This is a genomic window from Sphingorhabdus sp. (assembly GCF_035329025.1).
GTDB lineage: Bacteria > Pseudomonadota > Alphaproteobacteria > Sphingomonadales > Sphingomonadaceae > Sphingorhabdus_B.
This window is the reverse complement of record NZ_DAOLHN010000002.1, coordinates 40,984-64,710: the sequence shown is the minus strand read 5'-3', so window position 1 is coordinate 64,710 and position 23,727 is coordinate 40,984. Positions and strand designations below refer to the sequence as shown.

The following is a 23,727-nucleotide window of genomic DNA, read 5'->3' as shown; positions in this document are numbered from 1 at the left end:
TCGGTCGCATTGCTCCCATAGCTATCTTCGGATAAGTGCCGCGCCGTTGATACCATCAAAGGGAACTAGTACATGCGCCCATCCGGACGCGCGCCAGACGAAATGCGCGCCATTTTCATCGAGACCGCTTTCACCAAACATGCCGAGGGCAGCGTTCTCATCGGCTTCGGCGACACGCAGGTGCTGTGCACCGCCAGCGTCGAAGACCGGCTGCCGCCATGGTTGCGTGGCAAGGGTGAAGGCTGGGTGACCGCCGAATATTCGATGCTCCCCCGCGCAACGCACACGCGTGGCCAACGCGAAGCAGCCAAAGGCAAGCAATCGGGCCGGACGCAGGAAATCCAGCGACTGATTGGCCGTTCATTGCGCGCGGTTGTTGACCTCAAAAAGCTCGGCGAATTCCAGATCACGCTCGATTGCGACGTGCTGCAGGCCGACGGCGGCACCCGTACAGCTGCAATTTCCGGTGCGTGGGTCGCCCTGCGTCTCGCCGTCAACAAGCTGATGGCCGAGGGCAAAATCAAGGAAGACCCAATTACCGGGCGCGTGGCCGCTGTTAGCTGTGGCATCTGCAATGGTACGCCGGTACTGGACCTCGATTATGTCGAAGATTCAAGTGCAGATGCCGATGCCAATTTCGTGCTCATCGAAGGTGGCAAGATCGCCGAGGCACAGGCCACTGCCGAGGGTGCACCCTATGATGAGGAAGCATTGTTGCGTCTGCTGCGTCTTGCCCGCATGGGTTGCGACCGGATTTTTGCAGCACAGGCGGATGCGGTGAAGTAACGTGTTGAAACCGTAGCGCTGAGCCTGTCGAAGCACGCCCAGCAGTCAAGCGCCCTTCGACAGGCTCAGGGCTACGGTATGAGGAAAGCATGACTCACAGAAAACTTGCCCCCGGAAAGCTGGTCATCGCCAGCCACAATGCTGGCAAGGTGCGCGAAATCCGTGCGTTGCTCGAACCCTTCGGGATCGAACCGGTGTCGGCGGGTGATCTGGGCCTGCCCGAACCGGAGGAAACTGGCACGACCTTTGCCGAAAACGCGCTTTTGAAGGCGCATGCCTCGGCGCAAGGTTCGGGCCTGCCCGCCCTCGCCGACGACAGCGGTTTATGTGTCGCGGCTCTCGACGGAGCGCCGGGGGTATACACCGCCGACTGGGCCGAGAAGCAATGGTTCGAGGCGCAGGCACTGGGCGGCCCGGGGCGCGACTGGTATCTCGCCATGGGCAAGGTCGAGGGGAAGCTGGCCGAGCAAGGCCCCGATGTCGATCGCAGCGCCTATTTCACCTGCACGCTCGCCTTGGCTTGGCCTAACGGGCGTGAGGAAGTGTTTGAGGGCCGCGTCCAGGGCACCCTCGCCTGGCCGCCGCGCGGAACTATGGGTTTTGGCTATGATCCGGTATTCGTGCCGCTGGGCCGCGACCAGACATTCGCCGAACTCGATCCCGCCGAAAAACACGCAATGAGCCACAGGGCCGATGCCTTTCGCAAATTGGTTGAGGCACTGTTTTGAGCGAGACGCTCGCCCTTTACATCCATTGGCCTTTTTGCGTTTCGAAATGCCCATACTGCGATTTCAACAGCCATGTGCGCGAACAGGTGGACCAAGCGGCATGGCGCGATGCGCTGATCGCCGATCTGACGCATGAGGCGCGGCTGACCGAGGGGCGCAAACTGGGATCGATCTTCTTCGGGGGCGGCACGCCTTCGTTGATGCCGCCAGAAACCGCTGCCGCGCTGATCGATGCAGCAGAGCAGCATTGGGGCTTTGCCGACGATGTTGAAATCATGCTGGAGGCGAACCCCTCTTCGGTCGAAGCGGCACGCTTTGCCGAACTGGCATTCGCAGGAGTCAACCGCGTGTCGTTGGGGTTGCAAGCGCTCGATGATGCGACTTTGAACTTCCTCGGCCGTGCCCATCGGGTCGAAGAAAGCCTTTCTGCACTCGAAACCGCGCAAAGGCATTTCGGGCGGGTCACCATCGACCTGATCTATGCCCGACCCGACCAAAGCGCCAAGGCGTGGGATGCCGAACTGGCGCGCGCCATCGGCTTTGGAACCACCCATATGTCGCTCTACCAGTTGACCATCGAACCTGGCACACGCTTCGCCACCGATGTTGCGAAGCGGCAATGGGAACCGCTCGACGATGATGCCGCGGCTGATCTGTATGAACTGACTCAGGCGCGGATGGAGGCCGCCGGCCTTCCGGCCTACGAAATCAGCAATCATGCCGCACCGGGCCAGGAAAGCCGCCATAACCTCGCTTATTGGCGCTACCGGGATTATGTCGGCATCGGCCCCGGTGCGCATGGCAGGCGGACTAACATGGCGACACAACGGCACCGCAAGCCGGAGAATTTCCTCTCCGCCATCGAACGTAACGCGCATGGCCTGCAAAGCGAAACCGCGCTTGATGCATCCACACAAGCTATGGAGGCGATGCTGATGGGGCTGCGACTGCGCGAAGGCGTGGATATTGCCTCGTTGGCCGACCGGTTTGCAATGGATAGCGGCGATCTGGTTGATTGGACTGCAGTGCAAAAGCTGGAAGCCTTAGAGTTTGTCAACCGGGATGGACTTCATCTGGCCATTACTCCCAAAGGCTTCCCATTGCTCGACGCCATCCTGCCGCAAATCGTTGCGATTGAGCCGACGCCCGACGCCTGATAGCATCGCCGCCATGGCCGACGCGCTGATCGCCGAATATCGTTCCTACCTTGCGGATAATCGCCGCCGGTCGGTGCACAGCGTGCGCGCCTATGTCGCGACGGCGGAGCGACTGTGCGAATTCCTGACCGAACATTTGGGCGAACCCGCCAACCGCGCTACACTTGCCAAAGCGACCGCCGCGGATTTGCGCGCTTTCCTCGCCAACCGGCGGGGGGACGGCCTGACCAACCGGTCGACCGCGCGCGAGCTATCGGCGGTTCGCAATTTCCTGCGCTTTTCGCTTGGCGATGAAGCCACAATTCCTGCGCTCAAGGGCCCGCGCGTGCAGCGCAGCCTGCCGCGCCCGGTCGATCCCGAAGCGGTGTTGGCGCTTGCAGGCGATGCGGCTGATGGCGCCAGCGACAGTTGGATCGGTGCGCGCGACTGGGCCGTCCTTCTGCTTCTGTACGGCTGCGGGTTGCGCGTCAGCGAGGCGACCGGGCTAACCGGTGATGTTCTTCCGCTGGGGCCGACCTTGCGTGTAACCGGCAAGCGCAACAAGACCCGCATCGTTCCGCTGCTCGACAATGTGCGCGAGGCGATTGAGGGCTATCTCGAACTTTGCCCTTATCCGCCAGCCAAGGGAGAACCGCTGTTTCGCGGGCGGCGCGGCGGGCCGCTATCCCCTGCTCTTATCCGCCGTGCGGTGCAGGGCGCGCGCAATCGGCTCGGTTTGCCGGAAAAGACCACACCGCACGCACTGCGCCATAGCTTTGCAACGCACTTGCTGGCTGGCGGTGCGGATTTGCGCAGTCTGCAGGAACTCTTGGGCCATGCCAGCCTGTCATCAACGCAGGTTTATACTGCGGTCGATACCGCTATGCTTCTGGACGAATATCTGAATTCGCATCCACGGGCTTGATTGTTTCGGGTCGGGGCTTCCAGTGCGCGAGCCGCCAGATATAGGTCACCACAATCGCCGCAATCACCAGCGTCGAAAGCGGGCCCAGCCATTTTTCGACATCGTCGAATTGCGAACCGAGGAAATACCCAGCCCCAGCCAATGCCGCGCTCCAGCCTGCTGTGCCGATTGTCGAAAAGACAAGAAATCGGCGAAGCGACATGCCGAACAGGCCTGCCGGAATCGAAATCAGCGAACGCAAGGTCGGGATCATCCGCGCCATCAGCACAATCGTCGAGCCATAACTTTGGAACAGCCGCTCTCCGCGCTCAACCTCTTCCCAGTCGAGCGTCAGCCAGCGGCTATATTTGTCGATGAAGACATGCATCCGCGCTTCACCGAACTTGATAGCCAGCCAGTACCAGAACCAGTTGCCCAGCATCGCCCCGGCGGTGCCCGCAGCAATCGTACCCGTCAGCGTCATATTACCGCGCGAAGCCGAAACGCCTGCCACCGTCATGATGACCTCGGAAGGCACCGGCGGAAACACGGTTTCGAGCAGCATCAGAAACGCCACCCCCCAATAACCGGCCCAATCGACCAGTCGGATAATCCAGTCTTCCATGGGAGATCAGCTCGCTTTGCGATCCTTGAGACGACGTTCGATCGCATCCCAGATTTTGCCGGGGGTGTCGGTGCCGTTGAACCGGTCGATCGCGACGATGCCGGTCGGTGAGGTCACGTTGATCTCGGTCAGCCATTCGCCGCCAATCACGTCGATGCCGACAAAGATCAGCCCCAATTCCTTAAGGCGCGGGCCCATCGCGGCGCAGATTTCCTGCTCGCGCGAGGTAAGCTCGGTTGCCTCGGCGCTGCCACCGACAGCCAGGTTCGAACGGAATTCGCCCTCGCCCGGGCGGCGGTTGATTGCGCCGGTGACCTCACCATCGATCAATACGATACGCTTGTCGCCCTTGGCCACATCGGGAAGGAAAGGCTGCACCATATGCGGTTCGGGCCAGGTGGTGTTGAACACTTCAAACAACGCGCCCAGATTGTCGCCTTCGGCGGGCACGCGGAAAATCGCCTTCCCGCCATTGCCGTGGAGCGGTTTTACGACGACCGCGCCATGCTCCTTCTGGAATGCGCGCACCTCGTCGGTTGATCGAGTGATTAGCGTCGGCGGCATGAAACGGCGATAATCGAGTACCATCACCTTTTCCGGCGCATTGCGCACGCTGACAGGGTTGTTCACCACCAGCGTCTCATGCTCGATCCGCTCCAAAAGATGCGTCGCGGTGATATAGCCGACATGGAAAGGCGGGTCCTGCCGCATCAAAACGACATCCACATCCGAACCAAGATCGATCCTTTTGGGCTCGCCAAAGCGGTAATGCACACCTACCACGCGCTGCAGGTCATAAACCGGATGGGCCAAAGCGGTCAGCCGGTCATGGGCATCGAGTGTCAGTGTGCCGACATCATAATGCCAGACGTCATAGCCCCGCGCCTGTGCGGCGAGCATCAGTGCAAAGCTGCTGTCGCCATTGATGTTGACGCCCGCCATCGGGTCCATTTGCACCGCAACGCGCAATCCCATCTATCGCCCTCTTCTTCTCTATCCGTGCCAGACGTTGACCAGATGGTGCGGCCAACGCCAAGGTGCAACCAATATCACATCAATCCGCATATTTTCCGCACCCTTACCATAACGCGGCAGCAATTGTTCGGCTGCCGCGGCGACGCGACGCAGCCGCCAACCGTCAATCGCGGTTGCCAAATCGCTTTGCTTCACCCGCGCCTTGACTTCGATAAAGGCAATAGTTTTTCCGCGTCGCGCGATCAGGTCAACCTCTCCACGCGGGGTCTTTAGCCGTTGCCCGACAATTCGCCAGCCATGCAGTCGTAACCACCAAGCCGCAATCGCCTCGCCCTGCCGCCCGCGTTTTTCGGCCAGTTCGCGGCGGTTGGTCACAAACTGTTTCCCCATAACCGTAGCCCTGAGCCTGTCGAAGGGCGTCTCAAGGTTTGCGCTAAGGCTGAGATGCGCCCTTCGACAGGCTCAGGGCTACGGTGAAAATTTGCCGTCATTCCTTAGCCTTCAACGCCATCGCCCGCTCATATACCTCGGCGCGATCGACACCGAAGCGCTTGGCGATACCCTTGGCGGCCTTGGCGGGCGGCAGGGTTTCGAGTGCCGCCCTGAGCGCACTTTCATAATCACCTTGCTCGGCTTGTGCCTCCCCCGGCGCCCCGACAATCAGCACAATCTCACCCTTGGGTTCGGCCACAGCATAGCGTTCTGCCAGTTCAGGCAGGGTACCTGACACCACTTCCTCGAACTTCTTCGTCAGCTCGCGCGCCACAACCGCCTCGCGGGGGCCCAACTGTTCGGCCAGCGCCGCCAGCGTTGCCCCCAGTCGCGGGCCGCTTTCGTAAAAGACCAGCGTAGATTTTACATTCCCGATTTCGGCAATCACATCCGCCCGGGCTTTGGCTTTCGAAGGCAGGAAGCCAGCGAACAGGAAACGGTCAGTGGGCAGGCCCGAAATCGACAGCGCGGTTATTACTGCACTTGCACCTGGGGCGGTACTGACCGGGATACCTGCCTCCCGCGCCGCGCGTACCAGCTTGTATCCGGGGTCGGAAATCAGCGGCGTTCCGGCGTCCGAGACAAGCACGACCACACCCTGACGCGCCGCCGCCAGCAACGCTTCCCGATCCGCATCGCTGCTATGATCATGGTAAGGCCGCATACGTTTTTTAAGGCCCAGATGGTGTAATAGCTTGCCCGTCACGCGGCTATCCTCAACCGCAATCAGGTCGGCTGCCCGCAGCATTTCGATAGCCCGATGTGACATATCTGCCAGATTGCCGATCGGGGTGGCGACGATGTAGAGGCCTGAATCGATTGCCTTGGCCGGTTTATCCGGCTCTGATAAAGAATAATCATAAGGGTCGGAGGACATGGACATGACCATTGCAGCAACCGTGGCTGCGCCGCAAGCGCAGTTGGATAGTATCTGGTCAACAGCCAAGCGTGCTACTGCGCTTTTCATGCTGATATTTCTGGCTGCCTGTCAGTCAGTCATCCCCAAAGGGGGACAAGGCCCGAATGGCCCGCCGCCTGTTGAGTCCCCCGATCCTGGCAATGTTGTGCTTTCGGACGGCGATCGCCACCGCGTTGCTTTGCTGCTACCCGTCACGGGTGCCGACAGTGACGTCGGCCAGTCAATTGCCAACGCAACCACATTAGCGCTGCTCGACACACGCAACACCAATATTCGGATGACGACTTACGACACTGCACTGGGCGTCGATGCTGCGGTGAAAAAGGCAGTGGCTGACGGCAACAAGCTGATCCTCGGTCCGCTGCGGAGCGATGATGTGGTCGCGGTGGCCAATGTCGCAAAGCCCGCAGGCGTGCCCATGATAAGCTTCTCTAACGACGTCGGCTCGGCGGGTCCGAATGTGTTTCTGCTTGGCCATCTGCCATCGCAGTCGATCGACAGGGTCGTCAAATATGCCAAGGCGCAAGGATATACCCGCTTTGGAGGCATCGTACCCAAATCGGTCTATGGCCAGCGCGCCCTATCGAACCTGACCAATTCAGTGCGTGCGGCCGGCGGTGCACTGGTCTCGGTGCAGGAAATTGATGGTTCGACCGTCTCGATTGATGCGGCAGCGCGCAAGCTGAATGCCTCTGGTATTATCGATGCTGTACTGATCGCCGACAATGGACGGGTTGCGATTGCTACCGTGCCTGCATTGCGCAAGGCTGGCCTGTCCAGTGCCAAGGTGCTTGGAACCGATCTATGGAATATCGATGCAGGCGTTGCTGCCAATCCGATGCTGCGCGGTGCATGGTTCGCCAGCGTTTCGGACACGATGTTTCGTCAATATGCCGACAAATATCGCGCCCGCTTCGGTCGCGCCCCGTCGCGCCTCTCGAGCCTTGGCTATGACTCGGTGCTGTTGGTCGCTCGCGTTGCACAAAACTGGAAGGTGGGCACTCGCTTCCCGGTCGCTCGCCTGACCGATCCGGACGGCTTTATCGGCATCGATGGCGCCTTCCGCTTTGCGGCCAATGGCATGTCGGAGCGTATGTTGGAGGTGCAGGAGGTGCAGGCGGGCAAATATGCCACCATCGATCCTGCCCCGCGCGGCTTTGCACCCGCAAAGTAGCGAAACGGCACATGCCGATTGAACAGGCCCGCCGCTATATGGGGGCCGCGCTGGATCTGGCGCGGCTGGCCGCTGCAGCGGGCGAAGTGCCGGTGGGCGCCATCGTCGTCAAGGATGGAGAGATTGTGGGCCGCGGCGGCAACCGCCCCATTGCCGGCCACGATCCCACCGCCCATGCCGAAATCGTCGCAATGCGGGAGGCGGCGGCGGCCCTCGGCACCGACCGTCTTATCGGCTGTGACCTCTGGGTCACGCTCGAACCCTGCGCGATGTGCGCCGGTGCCATCGCCCATGCCCGTATCGCACGGCTCTATTACGGAGCCAGCGACCCGAAAGGCGGCGCTGTCGAACATGGCCCACGGCTGTTCGAACAGCCAACAGTGCATCACCGGCCTGAAGTCTATGGCGGGATATGTGAGGATGAAGCAGGCTTTATTCTGCGGCAGTTTTTTGCGGAGCGACGCTAGGCGACCGCTATTTTTTGAACGCCAAACTTGCTTCATCGGACTGTTGGACGTTGCCCGTTTCAGGTCGCTTCGCGGAAAACATTTGCAGCATCGGCCGTTCAAGAAACCAATAAACGCCGCACCCCATTAAGACCATGCCGACTAAGGTCACTGCAGTAAAGGCCACTATGCTTTTACCTACAATAGGCCAGAGATATACTAGCACGCCGAGAGCGATCAGGTGGAACAGATATATCGAGTATGATGCCGAACCCAGAAAATTTGCCCATTTCCAACTGGGCATCCGGTCTTCTGCACTAAGAAACGAAGCAACAATCACGGCTGCAGGCAATCCCAAAGAAATTAGCCGATCCAACTCGAAAAACTGCATTGCTATCATTGCCGCGAAACCAATAGGTGCGGCAATAATAGGTAGCCTAATACCAAATCGGGCTATCGCCATTCCAAACAAAAATTCCAAGATAATGCTACGGGTATAGAAGCCGAAAATTCCGCCGCCATCAAAGATGAAGCCGGCAAGCACAAGTGCGACAAATACTCCTGAGACTGCATATATCCTGATTTCACGCGCTAGCACTAAGGAAGCAGCAAAGAGCACATAGAAAAACATTTCGTAATTAAGCGTCCATCCCGGCTCAAGAACAGGTTGCATCATTCCAATTTTGGGATTCATAGCCGGTATGAAAAGCAAACTACATATTTTGAGATACCACTCTCCGGTGACCCTTGGCATCGCTGCCAATGTCGCTATCCAATATAAAGGCACTATGCGACGGCACCGCTGCAATAAAAAGTGCTTTGGACTGGTATCTTTTGAATCGGTGGATTGCACCATTACAAACCCCGATATGACGAAGAATATATCAACGCCTCCGCGCATCCAATGAATTGCTCCATTGTGCTTGGGCATGAAATCTACATTACTAAAGATGTGGAAAACGCAAACGAGAACAGCGGCAAGGCCGCGCAGATAATGAATCGAGATGAAATGCTGTTTTTGCACTGGCCGTGGATTTAATTTGATTTCCAACCAGATACATATAATTCACTAGTTAATATTCACTTATCGAGTTTTTTAACTTGAAAGCAGATGCTTCCCGAAAAACGCCAACGTCCTTTGCCACGATAATTCTGCGGCTGCCTTATCGTAGCGCGGGGTCGTGTCATTGTGGAAGCCGTGCTGTGTGCCGGGGTAATAGTGCACCTCAAACGGTTTCTGGTTCGCCAGAAGTGCCGCCTGATAGGGCAAGGCACCCGCATTGATACGCTCGTCATTCTCGGCATAATGGATCAGCAGCGGGGCCTTGATCGAGGGCACTTCGGCCGCGGTCGGTTGGCGGCCATAATAGGGCACAGAGGCCGATAGCTCAGGGCAGGCCACCGCGAGCGCATTGCAGATGCCGCCACCATAGCAGAAACCAACCGCACCGACTTTCCCTGTCGATTTGGCATGCAGGCGCAGGAAATCGAACGAAGCGATAAAATCTTCGAACAGTTTCTCGGGATCGAGCTTCGCCTGCAATTCACGGCCCTTGTCATCGCTGCCGGGGTAGCCGCCCACTGAGGTCAGCCCGTCGGGCGCAAAGGCCAGATAGCCTGCCTTGGCCAGCCTGCGCGCAACATCTTCGATATAGGGGTTAAGACCGCGATTTTCGTGGATAACAAGAACCGCCGGGATCTTGCCCTTGGCTTTGGCAGGCATAGCGAGCAGTCCGGAAATTGCGCCATGGCCTTTAGGGCTCGATACAGACGGGCGCTCGGTCTTGATCGCCGGATCGTCCGCCTTCACCTGCTGCGCCAAAGCATAATCGGGGCGCAACTGGTCAAAAATCATCGCCCCCGTCACGCCGACCGCGGCAAACTTGGCCGCGCGCTCGATAAACTCGCGCTTGCTAAGCTTGCCATGAACATAGCCGTCAAAAATTTCGAGGATCGCCGGATGGAAATCGGCGGCGGTTTTACGTGACATCCGAACTCTCCTCAAGATTGCTGGCAATGGGTTTGATCAGTCTTCGAAGGTTAGAACGGGTCAGCGTGCCATCCATATGTCGATAAATCCCAGCAACCTTAGTGGCGATTGCACCACTCTCGTCCAGCATTTGAAAAGCGATACCGTTTTGGTCGTGTTTCAGTATCTCGATTTTCCAATTTGGGTACAGGTTTCCCAGCTTTCGAATAAGCAGTGTTCGGAACTGGGGAGTAGAAACGCTGGGATTTGCCATTATCAATGCACAAAGCGCGCCACCACGTCGCGATAGCTGCGGCTGACCTTTACCTGCGCACCTGATTCCAGGATCAGGAAGCATTCGCCATTGGTGTGCGGCTTCACCTGCCGGACGAGGTCGAGATTGACGATCTTTGAACGGTGCACGCGCTGGAAAGTGCGCGGGTCGAGCCGCTTTTCGAGATCCTTCATCGTCTCGCGCAGGATCAACGAATTGTCCGCGGTGATAATGCACATATAGTCACCGGCAGCCTCGATGCGCTCGATCGTGTCGACGTCGACGCGGAAAATCTGGCCGCGATCCTTCACATTGATCAGTTTTTCGAACCGTCCGCTCGACATCTCTTCGTCGGCAGGCGGCAGGTTTTCAGCCGCATCCGGCGCTACCTCACTGATGACGTTGCGAAGGCGCTCCACCTCTTCCGACGTCCGCTTGTCGGCCAGTCGGTTGCGAACGCGCTCCATGGTATCGGCCAGCCGGTCGGGCTCGACCGGTTTCATCAGATAGTCGATGGCTTGCGCTTCAAACGCCTTGATCGCATGCTCGCTATAGGCGGTGACGAAGACGAAGAGCGGCGGATCGATGTCCATCACGCCCTGCACCACCGAAAAGCCGTCAAATCCCGGCATCTGGATATCGAGGAAGACCAGATCGGGCTTCAGCGTCTTGATCTTGCGGATCGCCTCCCGCCCATTCAGGCATGTGGCGACGATTTCTACATCGTCAAATGCTTCCAGTCGCAGCTGGAGGCCCTGGGTCGCCAATTTCTCGTCATCGACGAGGATGGTGCGAATAGTCATGCGGTTACTGCTCCTTGAACACCGACGCCCGCTGTTACCGCCGGTGCTTCGATGGCTTTTGTTTCGCCCCCGCTGTTGTTGGTTTGATAGGGGAATTCTATCACAACCTCAAATCCTCCGCCGCTCCTTGTATAGCTGTCAAAGCGCTGTTCATCGCCATAGGCCTGCAACAGCCGCTCGCGCGTATTGGCCATGCCGACCCCTGTCGACAATTTGGGGTCCGGGATACTCGACTGCAACCCCGGACCTGAATCGGATACGATTATGCGAACGCGATCGCCCACACGTCGGGCGTTGATGGAGATATCCGCCCCATCCTCTTGCGGCGTGACCGCATATTTGATGGCGTTTTCAACCAACGGCTGCAGCAGCAGCGATGGCACCAGAGCATCTTTGACGGCATCTTCGACATCGAAGTCGGTGCGCAGCCGCTCTTCGAAGCGCATTTTTTCTATATCGAGATAGAGCTTCAGCGTTTCGACTTCACTCGCCAGCGTCACTTTTGCGGTGGTTTCATTGACCAGCGTGAAGCGCAGGAATGAGGAAAGCCGCGACAGCATGGCATTGGCTTGCTCGGTCTGTTTCAAGAGCACCAGCGTCGAAATGCTGTTCAGCGTGTTGAACAGGAAATGCGGGTTCAACTGATAGCGCAGCATCGTCAGCTGCGCGCTGGTTGCCGCCGCCTCGAGCCGCAACAGCTGATCCGCCTGCTCCTCCGCACGGACGAAATAGTTGATCGCGTAATAGAGCGCGGACCAGGCGACGAGCAAAACGCCGTTGATGAATATCGCACCCACCATCAATTGAGCAAAGGGCGTCTCGTCCGCACCTTCACGGATGGTCTGCAGAACCCAGACGTCGATATAGGCGTAAATCAGTGTCGCGAGGATGACCGAAACGCCCGTGACGCCCCAAGTTAGCAACGGGCGCCGGTCGATGACATTGCGGAAAACAACGGAAAGAATCAGCGAAACCGAAAATCCGGTGACGGCTGAAATCAATACCGGCACCAGCGCGCTGAACGGCTGACCATTGGCGATAGTTGACGCGCTGCGTACCAGCGCCGCGCCGCCCCAGCCTGCGCTATGCAGATTCCAGAACGCCCGGTTCTTGTCTGAAAAGAAGGGCTGGTCGCCCAGTTCGAGTACGGCCATCGCCATTGTCTAGCGCGATTTCGCTTTGGCATGAAGCCCTTGTTTCGCAAAAGGGCGGCGTTTTCGACAAGCACCATGGCCAAAGAAAAGGGCCGCCCCGGAAAGGACGGCCCAGTGTGGCATCTAGCCAGTTAGGGAGGAAAGCGTGCCCCAAATGATAGGCACGTACCCTGATTAGCGGATCATGGTTAAAGAAGGCTTAACGCCGGATTCAGCAGCTCGCCGAACGCCGCCCCTCAACCGAAAAGGAGAAAGGGGATCCATCATGGATACCCTGCGACTGGATCTGGATCAGGCGCGGCGATTCTTTGCGGATCGTGGTCAGCCCCTGACCTGCACCCTTACAGCTATAGCTGATCGTCACCGACGTCGGTGTCGAACGGACGACGAAATGGCTGCACTGGGCATTCGCCCCATGCTTGATCTGCGCCAGCATCCTTGGGTCGCCTGCGCAATATTGGCTTACACCGGCCGTCGACGTACCACCGCCCACTGCGCGTAACTGCCACATCCCGCGTTCAAGCGATTGCAGCAAGTCGGGCGTCTCTGACTGCGCAGCGATGCCCATGGCAGCCATTCCGACCGCCAGAAAAGCGGCGATGCCCAACTTCAATCTTGAAAATTTCATGCTTATGCGTTCCGTCGTTTCACTTGCCCCAGCGACCCGACCCGATGTGCTAATTCGGCTATTACCGATTGATTGTAACCGTCGCCACGATAAACCGTGGCCTATGAACGATGAATGACATGAATTTGGTTAATCGTGACTGAACAGTTCGGTGCGTTCAGTTGTTCAGGCTGGCCAGACTGATCGGGAATTTGCGCGAGCAAAATTCACAATTGACGACGATATCGCCTGCTTCATCTGCCATATCGGCGCGGTCGCTGGCCGGAAAGCGCGCAATGACATCGCGGATATGGTGCGGATCGCAACGGCAGCCTTTGGTCATCGGCTGCCCTTCAACAATCCTCACCTCCTGCTCCTCATGAAACAGCCGCCAGGCGATTTCTTCAAGCGGAAGCGCAGGATCGGCGAGCTCGTCGGGCTTGATTGTTTCTGAAAGGATGCGGACATGTTCCCAATCGGGATGCTCGCCACGCGCCTCAATACGCTCACGGCCTTCCTCGCCATCGGGCAGATGCTGCACCAATATGCCGCCCGCGATGCAGCGGCCGTCGACATGGTCGATGGCGATGCGGATAAAGGTCGGGATCTGTTCCGACTGGTCGAAATATTGCATCGCCGCTTCGGAGAGATTGGCGCCTTCCAAAGGCACGATGCCCTGATAGCGCCCGCCGCCTTGCGCTTCCGGCAACGGACGATCGAATGTGACGGCGAGATAACCTTTGCCGAACAGCGCGAAAAGATTGGGATCCGATGGCACCTCGGCCAGTTTCGCCAGATCAAACTGCGCATAGCCGCGCACCGCGCCGTCGATATAGTCGGTGACAAGTAACGACAACGGGCCATTTTCGGTCTGCGCCTGTATCGTCAGCTGGCCTTCCCGTTCTTTGAGCGTCGTGCCGAGCAAAGCCGTCAACACCAGACCTTCGGCAAGGATTTTCTCGACCGCTGGCGGATAGGCATGTGCGGATAGAACGTCGTTGAGCACGGCATCAAGCCGCACCAGCCGCCCGCGCGCGTTCAGCGCAGGTATCGAAAAGCGCAAAGGCTGATCGCAGCGGGTTTCCGACTGGTCGGCCATCAGATCTTGTCGAAGCACCAGAGCAATATGGATTTCTGGGCGTGCAGTCGATTTTCGGCCTCGTCCCAGATCACTGATTGCGGGCCGTCGAGTACGCTGTCGGTCGCCTCTTCGCCACGGTGTGCTGGCAAGCAGTGCAGGAATTTAGCATCGGCCTTTGCACCTGCCATCAACCGGTCATTGACCTGATAGGGCATCATCGCCGCAATCTTATTGTGCGCATGCTCCTGTCCCATCGACACCCAGGTATCGGTGACGACAACATCCGCACCGGCAACCGCCTCGGCGGCATCGCGGGTGACGGTGATATTGGCACCATTGGCGCGTGCAGCATCGATAAAGGCGGGGTCGCTGTCATAGCCTTGCGGAACGCCGATGCGGACGTTGAACTTCATCAGGCCCGCGGCTTCGACGATTGAATTGAGCACATTGTTACCATCGCCGAGCCATGCAACCTCAAGCCCGGGCAGCGCCTTGCCATGCTCAACCAGAGTCAACAGGTCGGCGACGATCTGGCACGGGTGCGACAGGTCGGTCAGCCCATTGATGACCGGCACGCTTGAATAAGCGGCTAGCTCCTCGATCTTGGCATGATCGTCAGTGCGGATCATGATGGCATCGACATAGCGCGAGAGTACGCGGGCAGTATCGGCGATGGTTTCGCCACGCCCCAATTGCATCTGGCCAGAGGCCATGAACATGCTGTCGCCGCCCAATTGCTTGATCGCCATTTCGAACGAGGCGCGGGTGCGGGTCGAATTCTTCTCGAAGATCATGCCCAGCGTATGTCCGGCCAGCGGCGCATCGGCATCTGCCTTGCCCTTGGGCCAGCCGGCACGCACCGCCTTACGGTCAATGGCGTCGTTGATCATTGCCGCAATCGCGTCAGCACCGGCGTCCGCGAGATTGAGGAAATGCCGGGTCACGCCGCTTGCGGCATCTGATAGTCGCGCGCACCAGCCGAAAGCCGTTCGATGCACTCGGCGATATGATCTTCGTTGATCACCAGCGGCGGCAGCACGCGGAAGACATTCTCACCCGCAGCAACGGTCAACAAGCCGTGATTGTCGCGCAGGTGCGCCACAAAATCGCGGCTGACGGCAGGGTCCTTCATCTTGATACCGAGCATCAGGCCCTTGCCACGGATTTCCTCAAACAGATCATCATGGTTCGGGATCAATTGCTCGAACGCGGCGCGCAGGCGATCACCCATCGCGGTCACATGCTCGAGAAAACCAGGTTCGGTCATCACGTCGAGGATCGCCTGCCCGGCGGCCATCGCCAGTGGGTTGCCGCCATAGGTCGAGCCATGCGTGCCCGCGACCATGCCCTTTGCCGCTTCTTCAGTGGCAAGGCATGCGCCAAGCGGAAAGCCGCCGCCAATACCCTTGGCTGAGGTCAGGATGTCGGGCGTGATGCCATAATGTTCATAGGCCCACATTTTGCCGGTGCGGCCATAGCCGCACTGGATTTCATCAAGGATGAGGAGCAGACCATGCTCGTCGCAGGCCTTACGCAGGCCCTGGATGAATTCGGGCGTGCCCGCAGTCATGCCGCCTTCGCCCTGCACCGTCTCGACAAGGAAACCTGCGGTTTCATCGTCGATCAGCGCCAATGCGCCTTCGAGATCGTTGAACTTCGCATAGGCAAAGCCGGGCAGCAGCGGTTCGAAACCATCGCGCATCTTCGCCTGATCGGTCGCCGAAATCGCGCCCAATGAGCGGCCGTGGAAGGCGTTTTTGAAGGTGATCAGCTTGTGGCGTTGCGGATTGCCATTGGCGAAATGGTAACGGCGCGCGGTCTTGATTGCGCATTCAATCGCCTCGACCCCCGAATTGGTGAAGAACACCGTATCGGCAAAGCTGTTGTCGACAATGCGCTGCGCCAGCGCCTCGCCCTGCGGGCTGCCGTACAGGTTCGACACATGCATCAGCGTCGCGGTCTGCTCGCAAATTGCCTTGGTCAGATGCGGATGACCGTGGCCGAGCGCGTTAACCGCGATACCTGCCGCAAAGTCGAGCGCGCGGCGGCCATCCTCGCCAATCAGATAACATCCCTCGCCTCGCACCGGCCGGAACCCGCAACGGGGATAGACGGGCATCAGGGGGGTGATCGACATGGCGGAATCCTTTCAAATTGTTGGCTTCCGGCACCAGCCCACGCCCCCACCCGGCCTCCCATAACATACCCTGCCGATGGAAGGCCGGGTGGGGGCGTGGGCTGGTGCCGCAACGACAAAGCGCCAAAAGGCAAAAAGCGGCCCCGGGGGGACCGCCATTGCTAAAATCCGGCTATAAGCCCGCCCAAATGGTGAATCAACCCCTTGGGCTCCCCTCCCGCTTGCGGGAGGGGCTGGGGGAGGGCCTGAAAGGGTGCATGGCTCGCTTCGCTCGCCCCCTCCCCTAACCCCTCCCGTAAACGGGAGGGGGATTTACCCCAGCAGCGTGTTGATGTTGATCTGGTTGGTGAGTGTGCGGTGCACCGGGCATTTTTCGGCAATCTCGATCAGCTTGGCGCGCTGCTCGTCATCGAGCGGCCCTTCGAGGCGGACGACTCGGTCAATCATGTCGACTGGCTTGCCGCCATTCTCTCCTTCGCGTTCCTCCTTGGAGTGCTCAAGTGTCACATGCACCTTTTCGAGCGGCCAGCCCTTGCGCGCGGCATACATTTCCAGCGTGATCGAAGTGCAGGCGCCTAAAGCCGATAACAGCAATTCATAGGGCATCGGGCCGTTGTCGATACCGCCGTCCTCGACAGGTTCACCCGCCGCCCATTCATGCACCCGCGCCTTGATCAATTGGGCGTAGGTGCCATCGGCGCTTTCGACAGTGGCGCAGGGGTTATCCTTCATTCTGTTTATCCTTTTCGCGTTTCGCGGCGTTGATGCGACGCTGGAGATAGCCGTAGAGCAACAGATGCACTGCAACCAATAGCAGTACGACAATGGCCACGACTTTGATCATGCTCAATCGCCTCCTCCTCCGTCGCAAGCACCGCCGTCAGAAACCGAACAATCACTTCCGGACGCGTCACTTGCAGTTGTTGCGCCCCCATCAGCGCTCGATTGCTGCCTTCTCTTGGAACTACGGCGCGCAATGAACACCACGAACAGACTGATCGCTACAGCGCCCAAAGAAATGAACAATGCGGCACTCATTGGCTCTTCTCCAGACGCACCCTTGCATCTTCCCAATTGCGACCATCGAACTTGACTATGGTCGGCGTCAAGCCATGTCCGTCATCTAGACAACGATAGTTCACACTCCACGCGTCCGGATGCGAGCGGGGCTGGTAAAAAGACTTCACGCCGCATGTGCTGCAGAACAGATGCTCCGCCGCTCCCGTTCCAAAACGATAGGATGTCAGCGCGGTTTCGGGCGTCAACAGTTCGAAATCCGCATGCGGGACGATGAGGTGAAGAAATCCGCTCCGGCTGCACATCGAACAGTTGCAGTCGAGCAGATCAACCTCAGGCGATGCCAATGCGAAACGAAAGCGCACCGCACCACAATGGCAACCACCTTCGACGTTGATGTCCTGGCTCATGGCCTGTTGTTCCGCGAACAACTCTTCCGGTCAACAGCAATCTTGTCCGTTGCTCGCACACAAAATTATTGCCCAGCCGCTAGCCCTGTGGCAGCGGCCAGTGACAATATCCAATCGAAGAGACGGACATGACTTTACGCCCACTTTTCATCGCCGCCGCTTTGTTGGCCAGCTCGACCGGGGCTGTGGTCTATGCTCAAGGCGTACCGATGATGGGCGGTCGCTATATGTTCAACTGGAGCAATGATAGCGGATCGGGTTCGGAAGAGGTTTGTCTGTCCGATATGCAGCAATTTCGCGATCCGGCACATATTGTTGCCATCTACATCAACAATTACAGCAACAGCTGTTCAACTGAGGCCAAGGGTGGTGGGGTATATGGCGTCAGTTGCACCGGAGCGTTGGTCGAAGGAACACTGACCGTGCTCTCGGCAGGGGCTACGTCCTTTTCTGTGTCGGGAGGCGTATTGGTGAACACGGACAATATGGGCGGACGTACAAGAACCAGTATGCGGCTTTCCGCCCAGCGCCTGGGTGACTGCTAAGGCGCCTCACCCGAACTGTTAATTACTCAAAGAGACTTCGCGGCTAAAGCCTCCTGCGTCAGGAGTCTTTTCCCATGAAGTTCATTACCCTCAAGTCTCGCGGCGGCAATTATCTGGTGGTCGCATCCAATATCGCCTGGCTACGCACGGCCAAAAATGGCCAAACGCAGATCGGCATTGTCGGTGGCTCACCCTTGCTGGTCACCGGGACTATTGAAGAGACTGCTGCTGTCATATTGGCTGAATCCGGCAAGGCGGCCTGAAGAACAAGTCCTTACCTGCTTTGCCGCTAGGATGGTTCTCCGGGCGCAATCGCCTTGTTCAATGCTGCGCTGGGTAAATTGAGCGCACGCAACATCGCCCAGATTTCTTCGCGGGCGTTGGGCTGCGGCTTGCCCAGTTCGGGGATCGCCTCAAGGTCGAACAGCGTCAGCCCCATTGGAAATAATTCACGATAGGTCACCCGTTCGCGCAATCCGGGAACGATCCGGAAACCCGCCACCGGCGCAATCTTTTCCAGCGCGTCGAGCACCTTGCGCTCGTTCTTCGTGGCAAAGTTGCGCGACCGGTTCTGCATCACGACCCAGTCGAGCGCCTTGGGCCGGATGGCCATTCCCGGTTCCTTGAGATGCTCAACCAGCCGCGCGAAATTGCCGAGCGTGCGGAGCTCGCCGGTACGCGGATCGATGCGGCCGAGCATATCAAGATCGATGAAACTGTCATTCACCGGGGTGATGATCGTATCGGCCATGAAGATCGCCTTGCGCGCGATTGGCGAGTCATGCCCGCCGACATCAATGATGATGAAGTCATGGTGGATGCGCGCCATGCGCAGCTTTTCCTCCAGCTCATTCTCATTCTGCTGGGCGAGCAAGATCTGCTCCGGCCCGGGCAGCTTCACACCAAATTCGCGTTCGCTCTCCTGCCTTGCCCACAGCGCATGGTGCAGTGTCAATTGCCGCAGGTCGACGTCGAGTGCGGCAACGCTTTCCCCGGCATTGCACAGCGCGATGCAGGTGTGGAAGGCGCTAGTCGATTTGCCTACCCCGCCCTTTTCATTGGCAAAAACGATAATGTGCCCGCGCTGGCCACCGACCGGATATTTCATCCATGACGGTGTTTCCTGCATCTGTTGGGGATACGCAGGCGCGCTATCAAAGGAACGGTATTGCGGTGCCGGTGAAAGCGGCGCGGGTGGCCACTGGCTATCGTCAAACGGGCGTGGTGGCGGCAGTGCCTGCCGCTTTGGTTTTCGCCGGAATAGACGCGAAAAGAATCCCAATGGCCAGACCTCCGATGCGAGCCTGATGGCGAAAAGCAACCGGGCTTTCAACCCTGCCGCATCAGGCCGGTGGTTCCGCCGGTTTCAGCTTGAACCCCATATAGGCATTGGCCGCCACCGCCGCGCACAGATCGCGATAGGCCCCGACACCGCCTGCATAGGGCATGAACACCCGTGGCTTTCCGGGAATATTGGCACCCAGATACCAGCTATTGGCGTAGTTATAGACGGTGTAGTTCGACACCTCGTTGACATGCTCGACCCAGAATTCCTGCGCATGCGCGGTCGGCTCGATCTCGACCATCATATTGTCGCGCATGAACACGAACAGATCGGCGAGCCATTCGACATGCTGCTCAATCGACACCACCATGTTCGAAAGCACCGACGGGCTGCCCGGGCCGGTGATCGTGAAGAGATTGGGAAAACCGGAAACCATCAGACCCAGATAGGTTTTCGGTCCCTCCGCCCAGCTATCGACCAGCGTGCGCCCCTCGCGGCCCTTGATGTCCATACGTGTCAACGCGCCGGTCATCGCATCAAAACCGATGGCAAAAATGATGGCATCCACCTCATATTCCTTCTCGCTGGTGGCGACGCCCTTTTCGGTAATCGTATCCAGCGGAGTATCGTTGAGGTCGATCAGCTCGACATTGGGGCGGTTGAAATTCTGGTAATAGCCCGTGTCGACACACAGCCGCTTGGCGCCAAAAGGATAACTTTTGGGCGTCAGCTTTTCCGCCACTTTGGGATCGCGCACGATCTCGCGGATTTTTTCGGCAGCAAATTGAGCGACGAGTGCGTTCGCGTCTGGATTGGCCGACTGGTCGGCAAACGCTCCCAATATGGCAAAGCCACCTTCGGCCCAGCGTTCCTCGTAGATCTTGCGCCGTTCATTATCCCCGGTTTCCACGGCCTTTTGTTCATTGGGCACAGAAGAGAGGAACCCGCCCAGCGTCTGCCGCTGCGCCATGCGGTTTTCGGCACGGTTGGCGAGCCAGTTTTTGCGCACCTCCGGATTGGCCGGGCCGTTATGCGCGGGCACGCTGAAATTGGGGGTGCGCTGGAACACATAAAGCTGCCGCACCTGCCCTGCAATTTCGGTGATCGACTGGATCGAGGAGGAACCGGTGCCGATAACCGCTACCCGCTTTCCACTAAGATCAACGCCTTCATGCGGCCAGCGGCCGGTGTGGTAGGTCGGCCCGGCAAAACGCTCCTGCCCTTTAAAATTCGGCTCATTGGGAACCGATAGGCAACCCGTCGCCGAAACGCAGAAGCGCGCATGGACGCTGTCTCCATTTTCGGTATCGACACGCCACAGTTGGTTCGCGGCATCATAATGCGCCGACTTCACCCGCGCATTGAACTGGATATCGCGGCGCAGATCGAAACGGTCGGCTACATGGTTCAGATAACGCAGGATTTCAGGCTGGCTGGCATAACGCTCGGTCCAGACCCATTCTTCTTCGAGCTCCGCGCTGAAAGAGAAGCTGTACTCCTGACTCTCGATATCCACCCGCGCGCCGGGATATCGGTTCCAGTACCAGGTTCCGCCAACATCATGCCCGGCCTCGAATACCTTCGCACTCAGGCCAACCTCGCGCAGCTTGTGCAGCATATACATGCCCGCCATGCCGGCACCGATGATGATGACGTCGTAATCGTATTTCATGTGTTTCCTCTCCCCATGATCCAGCCGCGCCGGTTACAGCGCGACAGAATCACCCGGCAGGATACACAAAAAGGGCAGATGCCAAAGGGGTAGTTGCTACTCCACGGTAACCGACTTCGCCAAATTTCTTGGCTGGTCGACATCGGTGCCTTTGGCGCAGGCCACATGATAGGCCAGCAATTGCACCGGCACCGCATAAACCAAGGGCGCAATCAACGGGTGGACGTGGGGCATTTCGATGGTGGCGAGGCAGCCTTCGCCGGCTTCGGCCAGCCCTTTGGCATCGGAGATCAGCACGATCTTGCCACCGCGCGCGCGGACTTCCTGCATGTTGCTGACGGTTTTCTCGAACAGCGGCCCGCTGGGTGCGAGGACGATCACCGGCACTGCCTCATCAATCAACGCGATCGGCCCGTGCTTCATTTCGCCCGACGCATAGCCCTCGGCGTGGATATAGCTGATTTCCTTGAGTTTCAGCGCGCCTTCAAGCGCGAGGGGATAATCAGGGCCGCGACCCAGATAGAGCACATCGCGTGCAGGCGCGATCAGGTGCGCCATTGCGGCGATATCCTCGTCATGTGCCAGCGCTGCGTTCAATGCGGCGGGGGCTTCGATCAGGTGGCGGACGATTTCGCGCTCTTCCTTAGCCGATAGCTTGCCCTTCACCAGTGCGAGGTGCGCGGCGAGTGCGGCGAGCACGGCCAACTGGCAGGTGAAGGCCTTGGTGGAGGCAACACCGATTTCCGGGCCGGCATGGGTGGGGAGCAAAAGGTCCGCTTCGCGCGCCATGCTCGATGTCGGCACGTTCACGACGACCGCGATGGTCTGGCCATTTTCCTTGCAATGCTTGAGCGCGGCGAGCGTATCCGCCGTCTCGCCCGATTGCGAAATGAACAGCGCGAGGCCGCCTTCCTCGAGCACCGGATCGCGGTAACGGAACTCGCTGGCGACATCGATGTCGACCGGCACCCGGGCGAAGGTTTCGAACCAATATTTGGCGACCATCCCGGCGTAGAAGCTCGTCCCGCAGGCAACGATGGTGATGCGCTTTACACCGGCCAAATCGAAATCCATTTGCGGCAGTGCGACGGTCTGTTCGAGCGGACGGATATAGGAAGAGAGCGTCTGCGCAACCACAGTGGGCTGTTCGAAAATCTCTTTCTGCATATAGTGGCGGTAATTGCCCTTTTCGATCGCCGCTGCCGACACGCCGCTGGTCGTGATTTCGCGCTGGACCGGATTGTTATTCTTGTCAAAAATCTGCGCGCCTTCGCGGTAGATGATGACCCAGTCACCTTCCTCCAGATAGGCAATCTTCTGCGTCAGCGGCGCGAGCGCCAGCGCATCCGAACCCAGATAAGTTTCGCCATCGCCATAGCCAACGACCAGCGGGCTGCCGAGCCGCGCGCCGATCAGAAAATCCGGGTTCTCGCGGAAGGCGATCGCCAGTGCAAAGGCACCGCGCAGTTGGGGTAGCACTGCCTTCACCGCCTCGGTCGGCGATTGCCCTGCCTCAATCTGTTCGCTGACAAGATGCGCGACGACTTCGGTATCAGTCTCGCTTTCGAAGGTGCGGCCACGCGCCGTCAGTGCATCGCGCAGCGGCTTGAAATTCTCGATAATGCCGTTGTGGACGAGCGCGACCTCATCCGTCGCATGAGGGTGGGCGTTGCTGGTGGTCGGCGCGCCATGCGTGGCCCAGCGGGTGTGCGCAATGCCGATATTGCCGGGGGCCGGGTTGCCGGCCAGTTCCTTGACCAGATTGTTGAGCTTCCCCTCCGCACGGCGGCGGATCAGTTGGCCGTCAAGCACGGTGCACACACCGGCGCTGTCATAGCCGCGATACTCCATTCGCCGAAGGCCATCGACCAGACGGTCTGCGACAGAGGATTTGCCGACGATGCCAATAATGCCGCACATTTATTTTGTTTCCTTTGGAGCTTTGTATGGAACGCGGATGCCCGGCATTTCAGCAGGGAAGTCCTTTGTATTTCTTGTTACCAATATCCGGCCTGAAACCTGCGCCGAAGCCAGGATGATTGCATCTGGTGATTTCAGCGATTTGCGCTGATGCCGAAGTGCTGCAGCGCGACGACCGATTTCTTCATCGATTTCGCACATCGCAAACAGACGAAGGAATTCCTCCGTTTCCTTTGTCGCTTCATCGGGAACGCCGGACATAACCTCTATCCATGTCATCCGGCTGATCCATGCACGGGTTACGCTGCGCACTTCAGCCCATGCTGCCGGTCTGTTATGCAGCATATCGATAACGATGTTCGTATCGAAGAATCGCTCGCTCACGCGGCTTTTGATTTCTTTTTGGGCGGCGTCAGGTCGCTCACATCCGGCCATTCGCCGCGAAGTTTGCGTTCATATTCAAGACCATCCACGGTAGATCCATGTCGCTCCCATAGGCCGAAATATTTTTCAAACCCTTCCTTGCCACTTGCCTCCAAATAGTTGGATACGGCTTCACGCAAAACAGCCGCGCGTGACTTGCCTTCGCGCTTGGCGATTTCATCCAGCTTGCGAACATCGTCTGCCGGAACATCTACAAGGAATCTACCCATAATGATATATTGATA

The 23,727-nt window shown here is 58.5% G+C and carries 29 protein-coding genes; 8 read left to right on the top strand and 21 right to left on the bottom strand.

Annotated elements, in window-relative coordinates; all coding sequences use genetic code 11:
* Positions 1–72: 72 nt before the first annotated feature.
* The 4 genes from rph (at position 73) to PKC81_RS00880 (ending at position 3,575) form a co-directional block, all read left to right on the top strand.
* The gene (gene rph / locus PKC81_RS00895) at positions 73–786 is read left to right on the top strand and encodes a ribonuclease PH (protein ID WP_324332727.1); all 714 of its coding nucleotides are present in this window, start codon (positions 73–75) and stop codon (positions 784–786) included.
* Between the two features lie 89 nt (positions 787–875).
* Positions 876–1,514, top strand: a complete 639-nt coding sequence (rdgB, locus tag PKC81_RS00890; protein WP_324332726.1) for an RdgB/HAM1 family non-canonical purine NTP pyrophosphatase — start codon at positions 876–878, stop codon at positions 1,512–1,514.
* Positions 1,511–2,671 (top strand): radical SAM family heme chaperone HemW, encoded by a 1,161-nt coding sequence (gene hemW, locus PKC81_RS00885; RefSeq protein ID WP_324332725.1) that lies wholly within the window; start codon positions 1,511–1,513, stop codon positions 2,669–2,671. The genes rdgB and hemW overlap by 4 nt, the downstream gene beginning before the upstream one ends.
* A gap of 13 nt (positions 2,672–2,684) precedes the next feature.
* Positions 2,685–3,575: a tyrosine recombinase XerC gene (locus PKC81_RS00880; RefSeq protein ID WP_324332778.1), complete on the top strand. Its 891-nt coding sequence runs from the start codon at positions 2,685–2,687 to the stop codon at positions 3,573–3,575.
* On the opposite strand, the gene PKC81_RS00875 is transcribed toward PKC81_RS00880, so the two are convergent.
* The 4 genes from PKC81_RS00875 to rsmI form a co-directional block, all read right to left on the bottom strand.
* Positions 3,532–4,179: a DedA family protein gene (locus tag PKC81_RS00875; protein WP_324332724.1), complete on the bottom strand. Its 648-nt coding sequence runs from the start codon at positions 4,177–4,179 to the stop codon at positions 3,532–3,534. The genes PKC81_RS00880 and PKC81_RS00875 overlap by 44 nt on opposite strands.
* Before the next feature lie 6 nt (positions 4,180–4,185).
* Positions 4,186–5,154, bottom strand: a complete 969-nt coding sequence (gene gshB / locus PKC81_RS00870) for a glutathione synthase (protein WP_324332723.1) — start codon at positions 5,152–5,154, stop codon at positions 4,186–4,188.
* Positions 5,155–5,172: 18 nt separating this feature from the next.
* The gene (locus PKC81_RS00865) at positions 5,173–5,544 is read right to left on the bottom strand and encodes a YraN family protein (RefSeq protein ID WP_324332722.1); all 372 of its coding nucleotides are present in this window, start codon (positions 5,542–5,544) and stop codon (positions 5,173–5,175) included.
* Positions 5,545–5,641: 97 nt separating this feature from the next.
* Positions 5,642–6,523 carry a 16S rRNA (cytidine(1402)-2'-O)-methyltransferase gene (gene rsmI / locus PKC81_RS00860; RefSeq protein ID WP_324332777.1) on the bottom strand — a complete coding sequence of 294 codons (882 nt, stop codon included), beginning with the start codon at positions 6,521–6,523 and terminating at the stop codon, positions 5,642–5,644.
* A 4-nt stretch (positions 6,524–6,527) separates the two neighbouring features.
* Here rsmI and PKC81_RS00855 point away from each other — a divergent pair, with 4 nt between their 5' ends.
* Positions 6,528–7,739: a penicillin-binding protein activator gene (locus tag PKC81_RS00855; protein ID WP_324332721.1), complete on the top strand. Its 1,212-nt coding sequence runs from the start codon at positions 6,528–6,530 to the stop codon at positions 7,737–7,739.
* Between the two features lie 11 nt (positions 7,740–7,750).
* Positions 7,751–8,206, top strand: a complete 456-nt coding sequence (gene tadA / locus PKC81_RS00850) for a tRNA adenosine(34) deaminase TadA (RefSeq protein WP_324332720.1) — start codon at positions 7,751–7,753, stop codon at positions 8,204–8,206.
* A 7-nt stretch (positions 8,207–8,213) separates the two neighbouring features.
* On the opposite strand, the gene PKC81_RS00845 is transcribed toward tadA, so the two are convergent.
* From PKC81_RS00845 to PKC81_RS00790, 12 genes are all read right to left on the bottom strand, one after another.
* Positions 8,214–9,209, bottom strand: coding sequence for an acyltransferase (locus PKC81_RS00845; protein WP_324332719.1), 996 nt, complete (start codon positions 9,207–9,209; stop codon positions 8,214–8,216).
* Between the two features lie 72 nt (positions 9,210–9,281).
* Positions 9,282–10,175 (bottom strand): YghX family hydrolase, encoded by an 894-nt coding sequence (yghX, locus tag PKC81_RS00840; RefSeq protein ID WP_324332718.1) that lies wholly within the window; start codon positions 10,173–10,175, stop codon positions 9,282–9,284.
* Complete coding sequence (locus PKC81_RS00835) at positions 10,165–10,428, bottom strand: hypothetical protein (protein ID WP_324332717.1); 264 nt, start codon at positions 10,426–10,428, stop codon at positions 10,165–10,167. The genes yghX and PKC81_RS00835 overlap by 11 nt, the downstream gene beginning before the upstream one ends.
* Positions 10,429–10,430: 2 nt before the next feature.
* Positions 10,431–11,231 carry a LytTR family DNA-binding domain-containing protein gene (locus PKC81_RS00830; protein ID WP_324332716.1) on the bottom strand — a complete coding sequence of 267 codons (801 nt, stop codon included), beginning with the start codon at positions 11,229–11,231 and terminating at the stop codon, positions 10,431–10,433.
* Positions 11,228–12,385: a histidine kinase gene (locus PKC81_RS00825; RefSeq protein ID WP_324332776.1), complete on the bottom strand. Its 1,158-nt coding sequence runs from the start codon at positions 12,383–12,385 to the stop codon at positions 11,228–11,230. The genes PKC81_RS00830 and PKC81_RS00825 overlap by 4 nt, the downstream gene beginning before the upstream one ends.
* A gap of 211 nt (positions 12,386–12,596) precedes the next feature.
* Complete coding sequence (locus tag PKC81_RS00820) at positions 12,597–13,013, bottom strand: hypothetical protein (protein ID WP_324332715.1); 417 nt, start codon at positions 13,011–13,013, stop codon at positions 12,597–12,599.
* A 157-nt stretch (positions 13,014–13,170) separates the two neighbouring features.
* The gene (locus tag PKC81_RS00815) at positions 13,171–14,091 is read right to left on the bottom strand and encodes an Hsp33 family molecular chaperone HslO (RefSeq protein ID WP_324332714.1); all 921 of its coding nucleotides are present in this window, start codon (positions 14,089–14,091) and stop codon (positions 13,171–13,173) included.
* Positions 14,091–15,017 carry an ornithine carbamoyltransferase gene (argF, locus tag PKC81_RS00810; protein ID WP_324332713.1) on the bottom strand — a complete coding sequence of 309 codons (927 nt, stop codon included), beginning with the start codon at positions 15,015–15,017 and terminating at the stop codon, positions 14,091–14,093. Before argF ends, PKC81_RS00815 begins: the two co-directional genes overlap by 1 nt.
* Complete coding sequence (locus PKC81_RS00805) at positions 15,014–16,210, bottom strand: aspartate aminotransferase family protein (protein WP_115549133.1); 1,197 nt, start codon at positions 16,208–16,210, stop codon at positions 15,014–15,016. The genes argF and PKC81_RS00805 overlap by 4 nt, the downstream gene beginning before the upstream one ends.
* 312 nt (positions 16,211–16,522) lie before the next feature.
* The gene (locus PKC81_RS00800) at positions 16,523–16,942 is read right to left on the bottom strand and encodes an OsmC family protein (protein ID WP_324332712.1); all 420 of its coding nucleotides are present in this window, start codon (positions 16,940–16,942) and stop codon (positions 16,523–16,525) included.
* Positions 16,932–17,054: a hypothetical protein gene (locus PKC81_RS00795; RefSeq protein WP_324332710.1), complete on the bottom strand. Its 123-nt coding sequence runs from the start codon at positions 17,052–17,054 to the stop codon at positions 16,932–16,934. Before PKC81_RS00795 ends, PKC81_RS00800 begins: the two co-directional genes overlap by 11 nt.
* Before the next feature lie 190 nt (positions 17,055–17,244).
* Entirely contained in the window at positions 17,245–17,637 is a 393-nt protein-coding gene (locus PKC81_RS00790) for a GFA family protein (protein ID WP_324332709.1), read from the bottom strand.
* A gap of 128 nt (positions 17,638–17,765) precedes the next feature.
* Here PKC81_RS00790 and PKC81_RS00785 point away from each other — a divergent pair, with 128 nt between their 5' ends.
* Together PKC81_RS00785 and PKC81_RS00780 are read left to right on the top strand one after the other, a co-directional pair.
* Positions 17,766–18,182 (top strand): hypothetical protein, encoded by a 417-nt coding sequence (locus tag PKC81_RS00785; protein WP_324332708.1) that lies wholly within the window; start codon positions 17,766–17,768, stop codon positions 18,180–18,182.
* Positions 18,183–18,256: 74 nt separating this feature from the next.
* Positions 18,257–18,445: a hypothetical protein gene (locus tag PKC81_RS00780; RefSeq protein ID WP_324332707.1), complete on the top strand. Its 189-nt coding sequence runs from the start codon at positions 18,257–18,259 to the stop codon at positions 18,443–18,445.
* Between the two features lie 26 nt (positions 18,446–18,471).
* On the opposite strand, the gene PKC81_RS00775 is transcribed toward PKC81_RS00780, so the two are convergent.
* From PKC81_RS00775 to PKC81_RS00755, 5 genes are all read right to left on the bottom strand, one after another.
* The gene (locus PKC81_RS00775; protein ID WP_324332705.1) at positions 18,472–19,290 is read right to left on the bottom strand and encodes a division plane positioning ATPase MipZ; all 819 of its coding nucleotides are present in this window, start codon (positions 19,288–19,290) and stop codon (positions 18,472–18,474) included.
* Positions 19,291–19,525: 235 nt separating this feature from the next.
* Positions 19,526–21,139 (bottom strand): NAD(P)/FAD-dependent oxidoreductase, encoded by a 1,614-nt coding sequence (locus PKC81_RS00770; RefSeq protein WP_324332704.1) that lies wholly within the window; start codon positions 21,137–21,139, stop codon positions 19,526–19,528.
* Positions 21,140–21,235: 96 nt separating this feature from the next.
* Positions 21,236–23,059: a glutamine--fructose-6-phosphate transaminase (isomerizing) gene (gene glmS / locus PKC81_RS00765; protein WP_324332703.1), complete on the bottom strand. Its 1,824-nt coding sequence runs from the start codon at positions 23,057–23,059 to the stop codon at positions 21,236–21,238.
* Positions 23,060–23,443 carry a type II toxin-antitoxin system VapC family toxin gene (locus PKC81_RS00760; RefSeq protein WP_324332702.1) on the bottom strand — a complete coding sequence of 128 codons (384 nt, stop codon included), beginning with the start codon at positions 23,441–23,443 and terminating at the stop codon, positions 23,060–23,062.
* Positions 23,440–23,712, bottom strand: coding sequence for a ribbon-helix-helix domain-containing protein (locus PKC81_RS00755; RefSeq protein WP_324332701.1), 273 nt, complete (start codon positions 23,710–23,712; stop codon positions 23,440–23,442). Before PKC81_RS00755 ends, PKC81_RS00760 begins: the two co-directional genes overlap by 4 nt.
* Positions 23,713–23,727 lie beyond the last annotated feature (15 nt).

What these genes read in the sequence shown, in the direction of transcription:
- rph (WP_324332727.1), top strand. Translation starts at nt 73, where the DNA reads ATGCGCCCATCCGGACGCGCGCCAGACGAAATGCGCGCCATTTTCATC.
- gshB (WP_324332723.1), bottom strand. Translation starts at nt 5,154, where the DNA reads ATGGGATTGCGCGTTGCGGTGCAAATGGACCCGATGGCGGGCGTCAAC.
- PKC81_RS00825 (WP_324332776.1), bottom strand. Translation starts at nt 12,385, where the DNA reads ATGGCCGTACTCGAACTGGGCGACCAGCCCTTCTTTTCAGACAAGAAC.
- PKC81_RS00815 (WP_324332714.1), bottom strand. Translation starts at nt 14,091, where the DNA reads ATGGCCGACCAGTCGGAAACCCGCTGCGATCAGCCTTTGCGCTTTTCG.
- rsmI (WP_324332777.1), bottom strand. Translation starts at nt 6,523, where the DNA reads ATGTCCTCCGACCCTTATGATTATTCTTTATCAGAGCCGGATAAACCG.
- PKC81_RS00790 (WP_324332709.1), bottom strand. Translation starts at nt 17,637, where the DNA reads ATGAGCCAGGACATCAACGTCGAAGGTGGTTGCCATTGTGGTGCGGTG.
- PKC81_RS00820 (WP_324332715.1), bottom strand. Translation starts at nt 13,013, where the DNA reads ATGAAATTTTCAAGATTGAAGTTGGGCATCGCCGCTTTTCTGGCGGTC.
- PKC81_RS00800 (WP_324332712.1), bottom strand. Translation starts at nt 16,942, where the DNA reads ATGAAGGATAACCCCTGCGCCACTGTCGAAAGCGCCGATGGCACCTAC.
- PKC81_RS00755 (WP_324332701.1), bottom strand. Translation starts at nt 23,712, where the DNA reads ATGGGTAGATTCCTTGTAGATGTTCCGGCAGACGATGTTCGCAAGCTG.
- PKC81_RS00785 (WP_324332708.1), top strand. Translation starts at nt 17,766, where the DNA reads ATGACTTTACGCCCACTTTTCATCGCCGCCGCTTTGTTGGCCAGCTCG.
- PKC81_RS00880 (WP_324332778.1), top strand. Translation starts at nt 2,685, where the DNA reads ATGGCCGACGCGCTGATCGCCGAATATCGTTCCTACCTTGCGGATAAT.
- PKC81_RS00775 (WP_324332705.1), bottom strand. Translation starts at nt 19,290, where the DNA reads ATGAAATATCCGGTCGGTGGCCAGCGCGGGCACATTATCGTTTTTGCC.
- PKC81_RS00875 (WP_324332724.1), bottom strand. Translation starts at nt 4,179, where the DNA reads ATGGAAGACTGGATTATCCGACTGGTCGATTGGGCCGGTTATTGGGGG.
- tadA (WP_324332720.1), top strand. Translation starts at nt 7,751, where the DNA reads ATGCCGATTGAACAGGCCCGCCGCTATATGGGGGCCGCGCTGGATCTG.
- PKC81_RS00830 (WP_324332716.1), bottom strand. Translation starts at nt 11,231, where the DNA reads ATGACTATTCGCACCATCCTCGTCGATGACGAGAAATTGGCGACCCAG.
- glmS (WP_324332703.1), bottom strand. Translation starts at nt 23,059, where the DNA reads ATGTGCGGCATTATTGGCATCGTCGGCAAATCCTCTGTCGCAGACCGT.
- PKC81_RS00865 (WP_324332722.1), bottom strand. Translation starts at nt 5,544, where the DNA reads ATGGGGAAACAGTTTGTGACCAACCGCCGCGAACTGGCCGAAAAACGC.
- PKC81_RS00855 (WP_324332721.1), top strand. Translation starts at nt 6,528, where the DNA reads ATGACCATTGCAGCAACCGTGGCTGCGCCGCAAGCGCAGTTGGATAGT.
- PKC81_RS00805 (WP_115549133.1), bottom strand. Translation starts at nt 16,210, where the DNA reads ATGTCGATCACCCCCCTGATGCCCGTCTATCCCCGTTGCGGGTTCCGG.
- rdgB (WP_324332726.1), top strand. Translation starts at nt 876, where the DNA reads ATGACTCACAGAAAACTTGCCCCCGGAAAGCTGGTCATCGCCAGCCAC.
- PKC81_RS00835 (WP_324332717.1), bottom strand. Translation starts at nt 10,428, where the DNA reads ATGGCAAATCCCAGCGTTTCTACTCCCCAGTTCCGAACACTGCTTATT.
- PKC81_RS00780 (WP_324332707.1), top strand. Translation starts at nt 18,257, where the DNA reads ATGAAGTTCATTACCCTCAAGTCTCGCGGCGGCAATTATCTGGTGGTC.
- PKC81_RS00795 (WP_324332710.1), bottom strand. Translation starts at nt 17,054, where the DNA reads ATGATCAAAGTCGTGGCCATTGTCGTACTGCTATTGGTTGCAGTGCAT.
- PKC81_RS00770 (WP_324332704.1), bottom strand. Translation starts at nt 21,139, where the DNA reads ATGAAATACGATTACGACGTCATCATCATCGGTGCCGGCATGGCGGGC.
- yghX (WP_324332718.1), bottom strand. Translation starts at nt 10,175, where the DNA reads ATGTCACGTAAAACCGCCGCCGATTTCCATCCGGCGATCCTCGAAATT.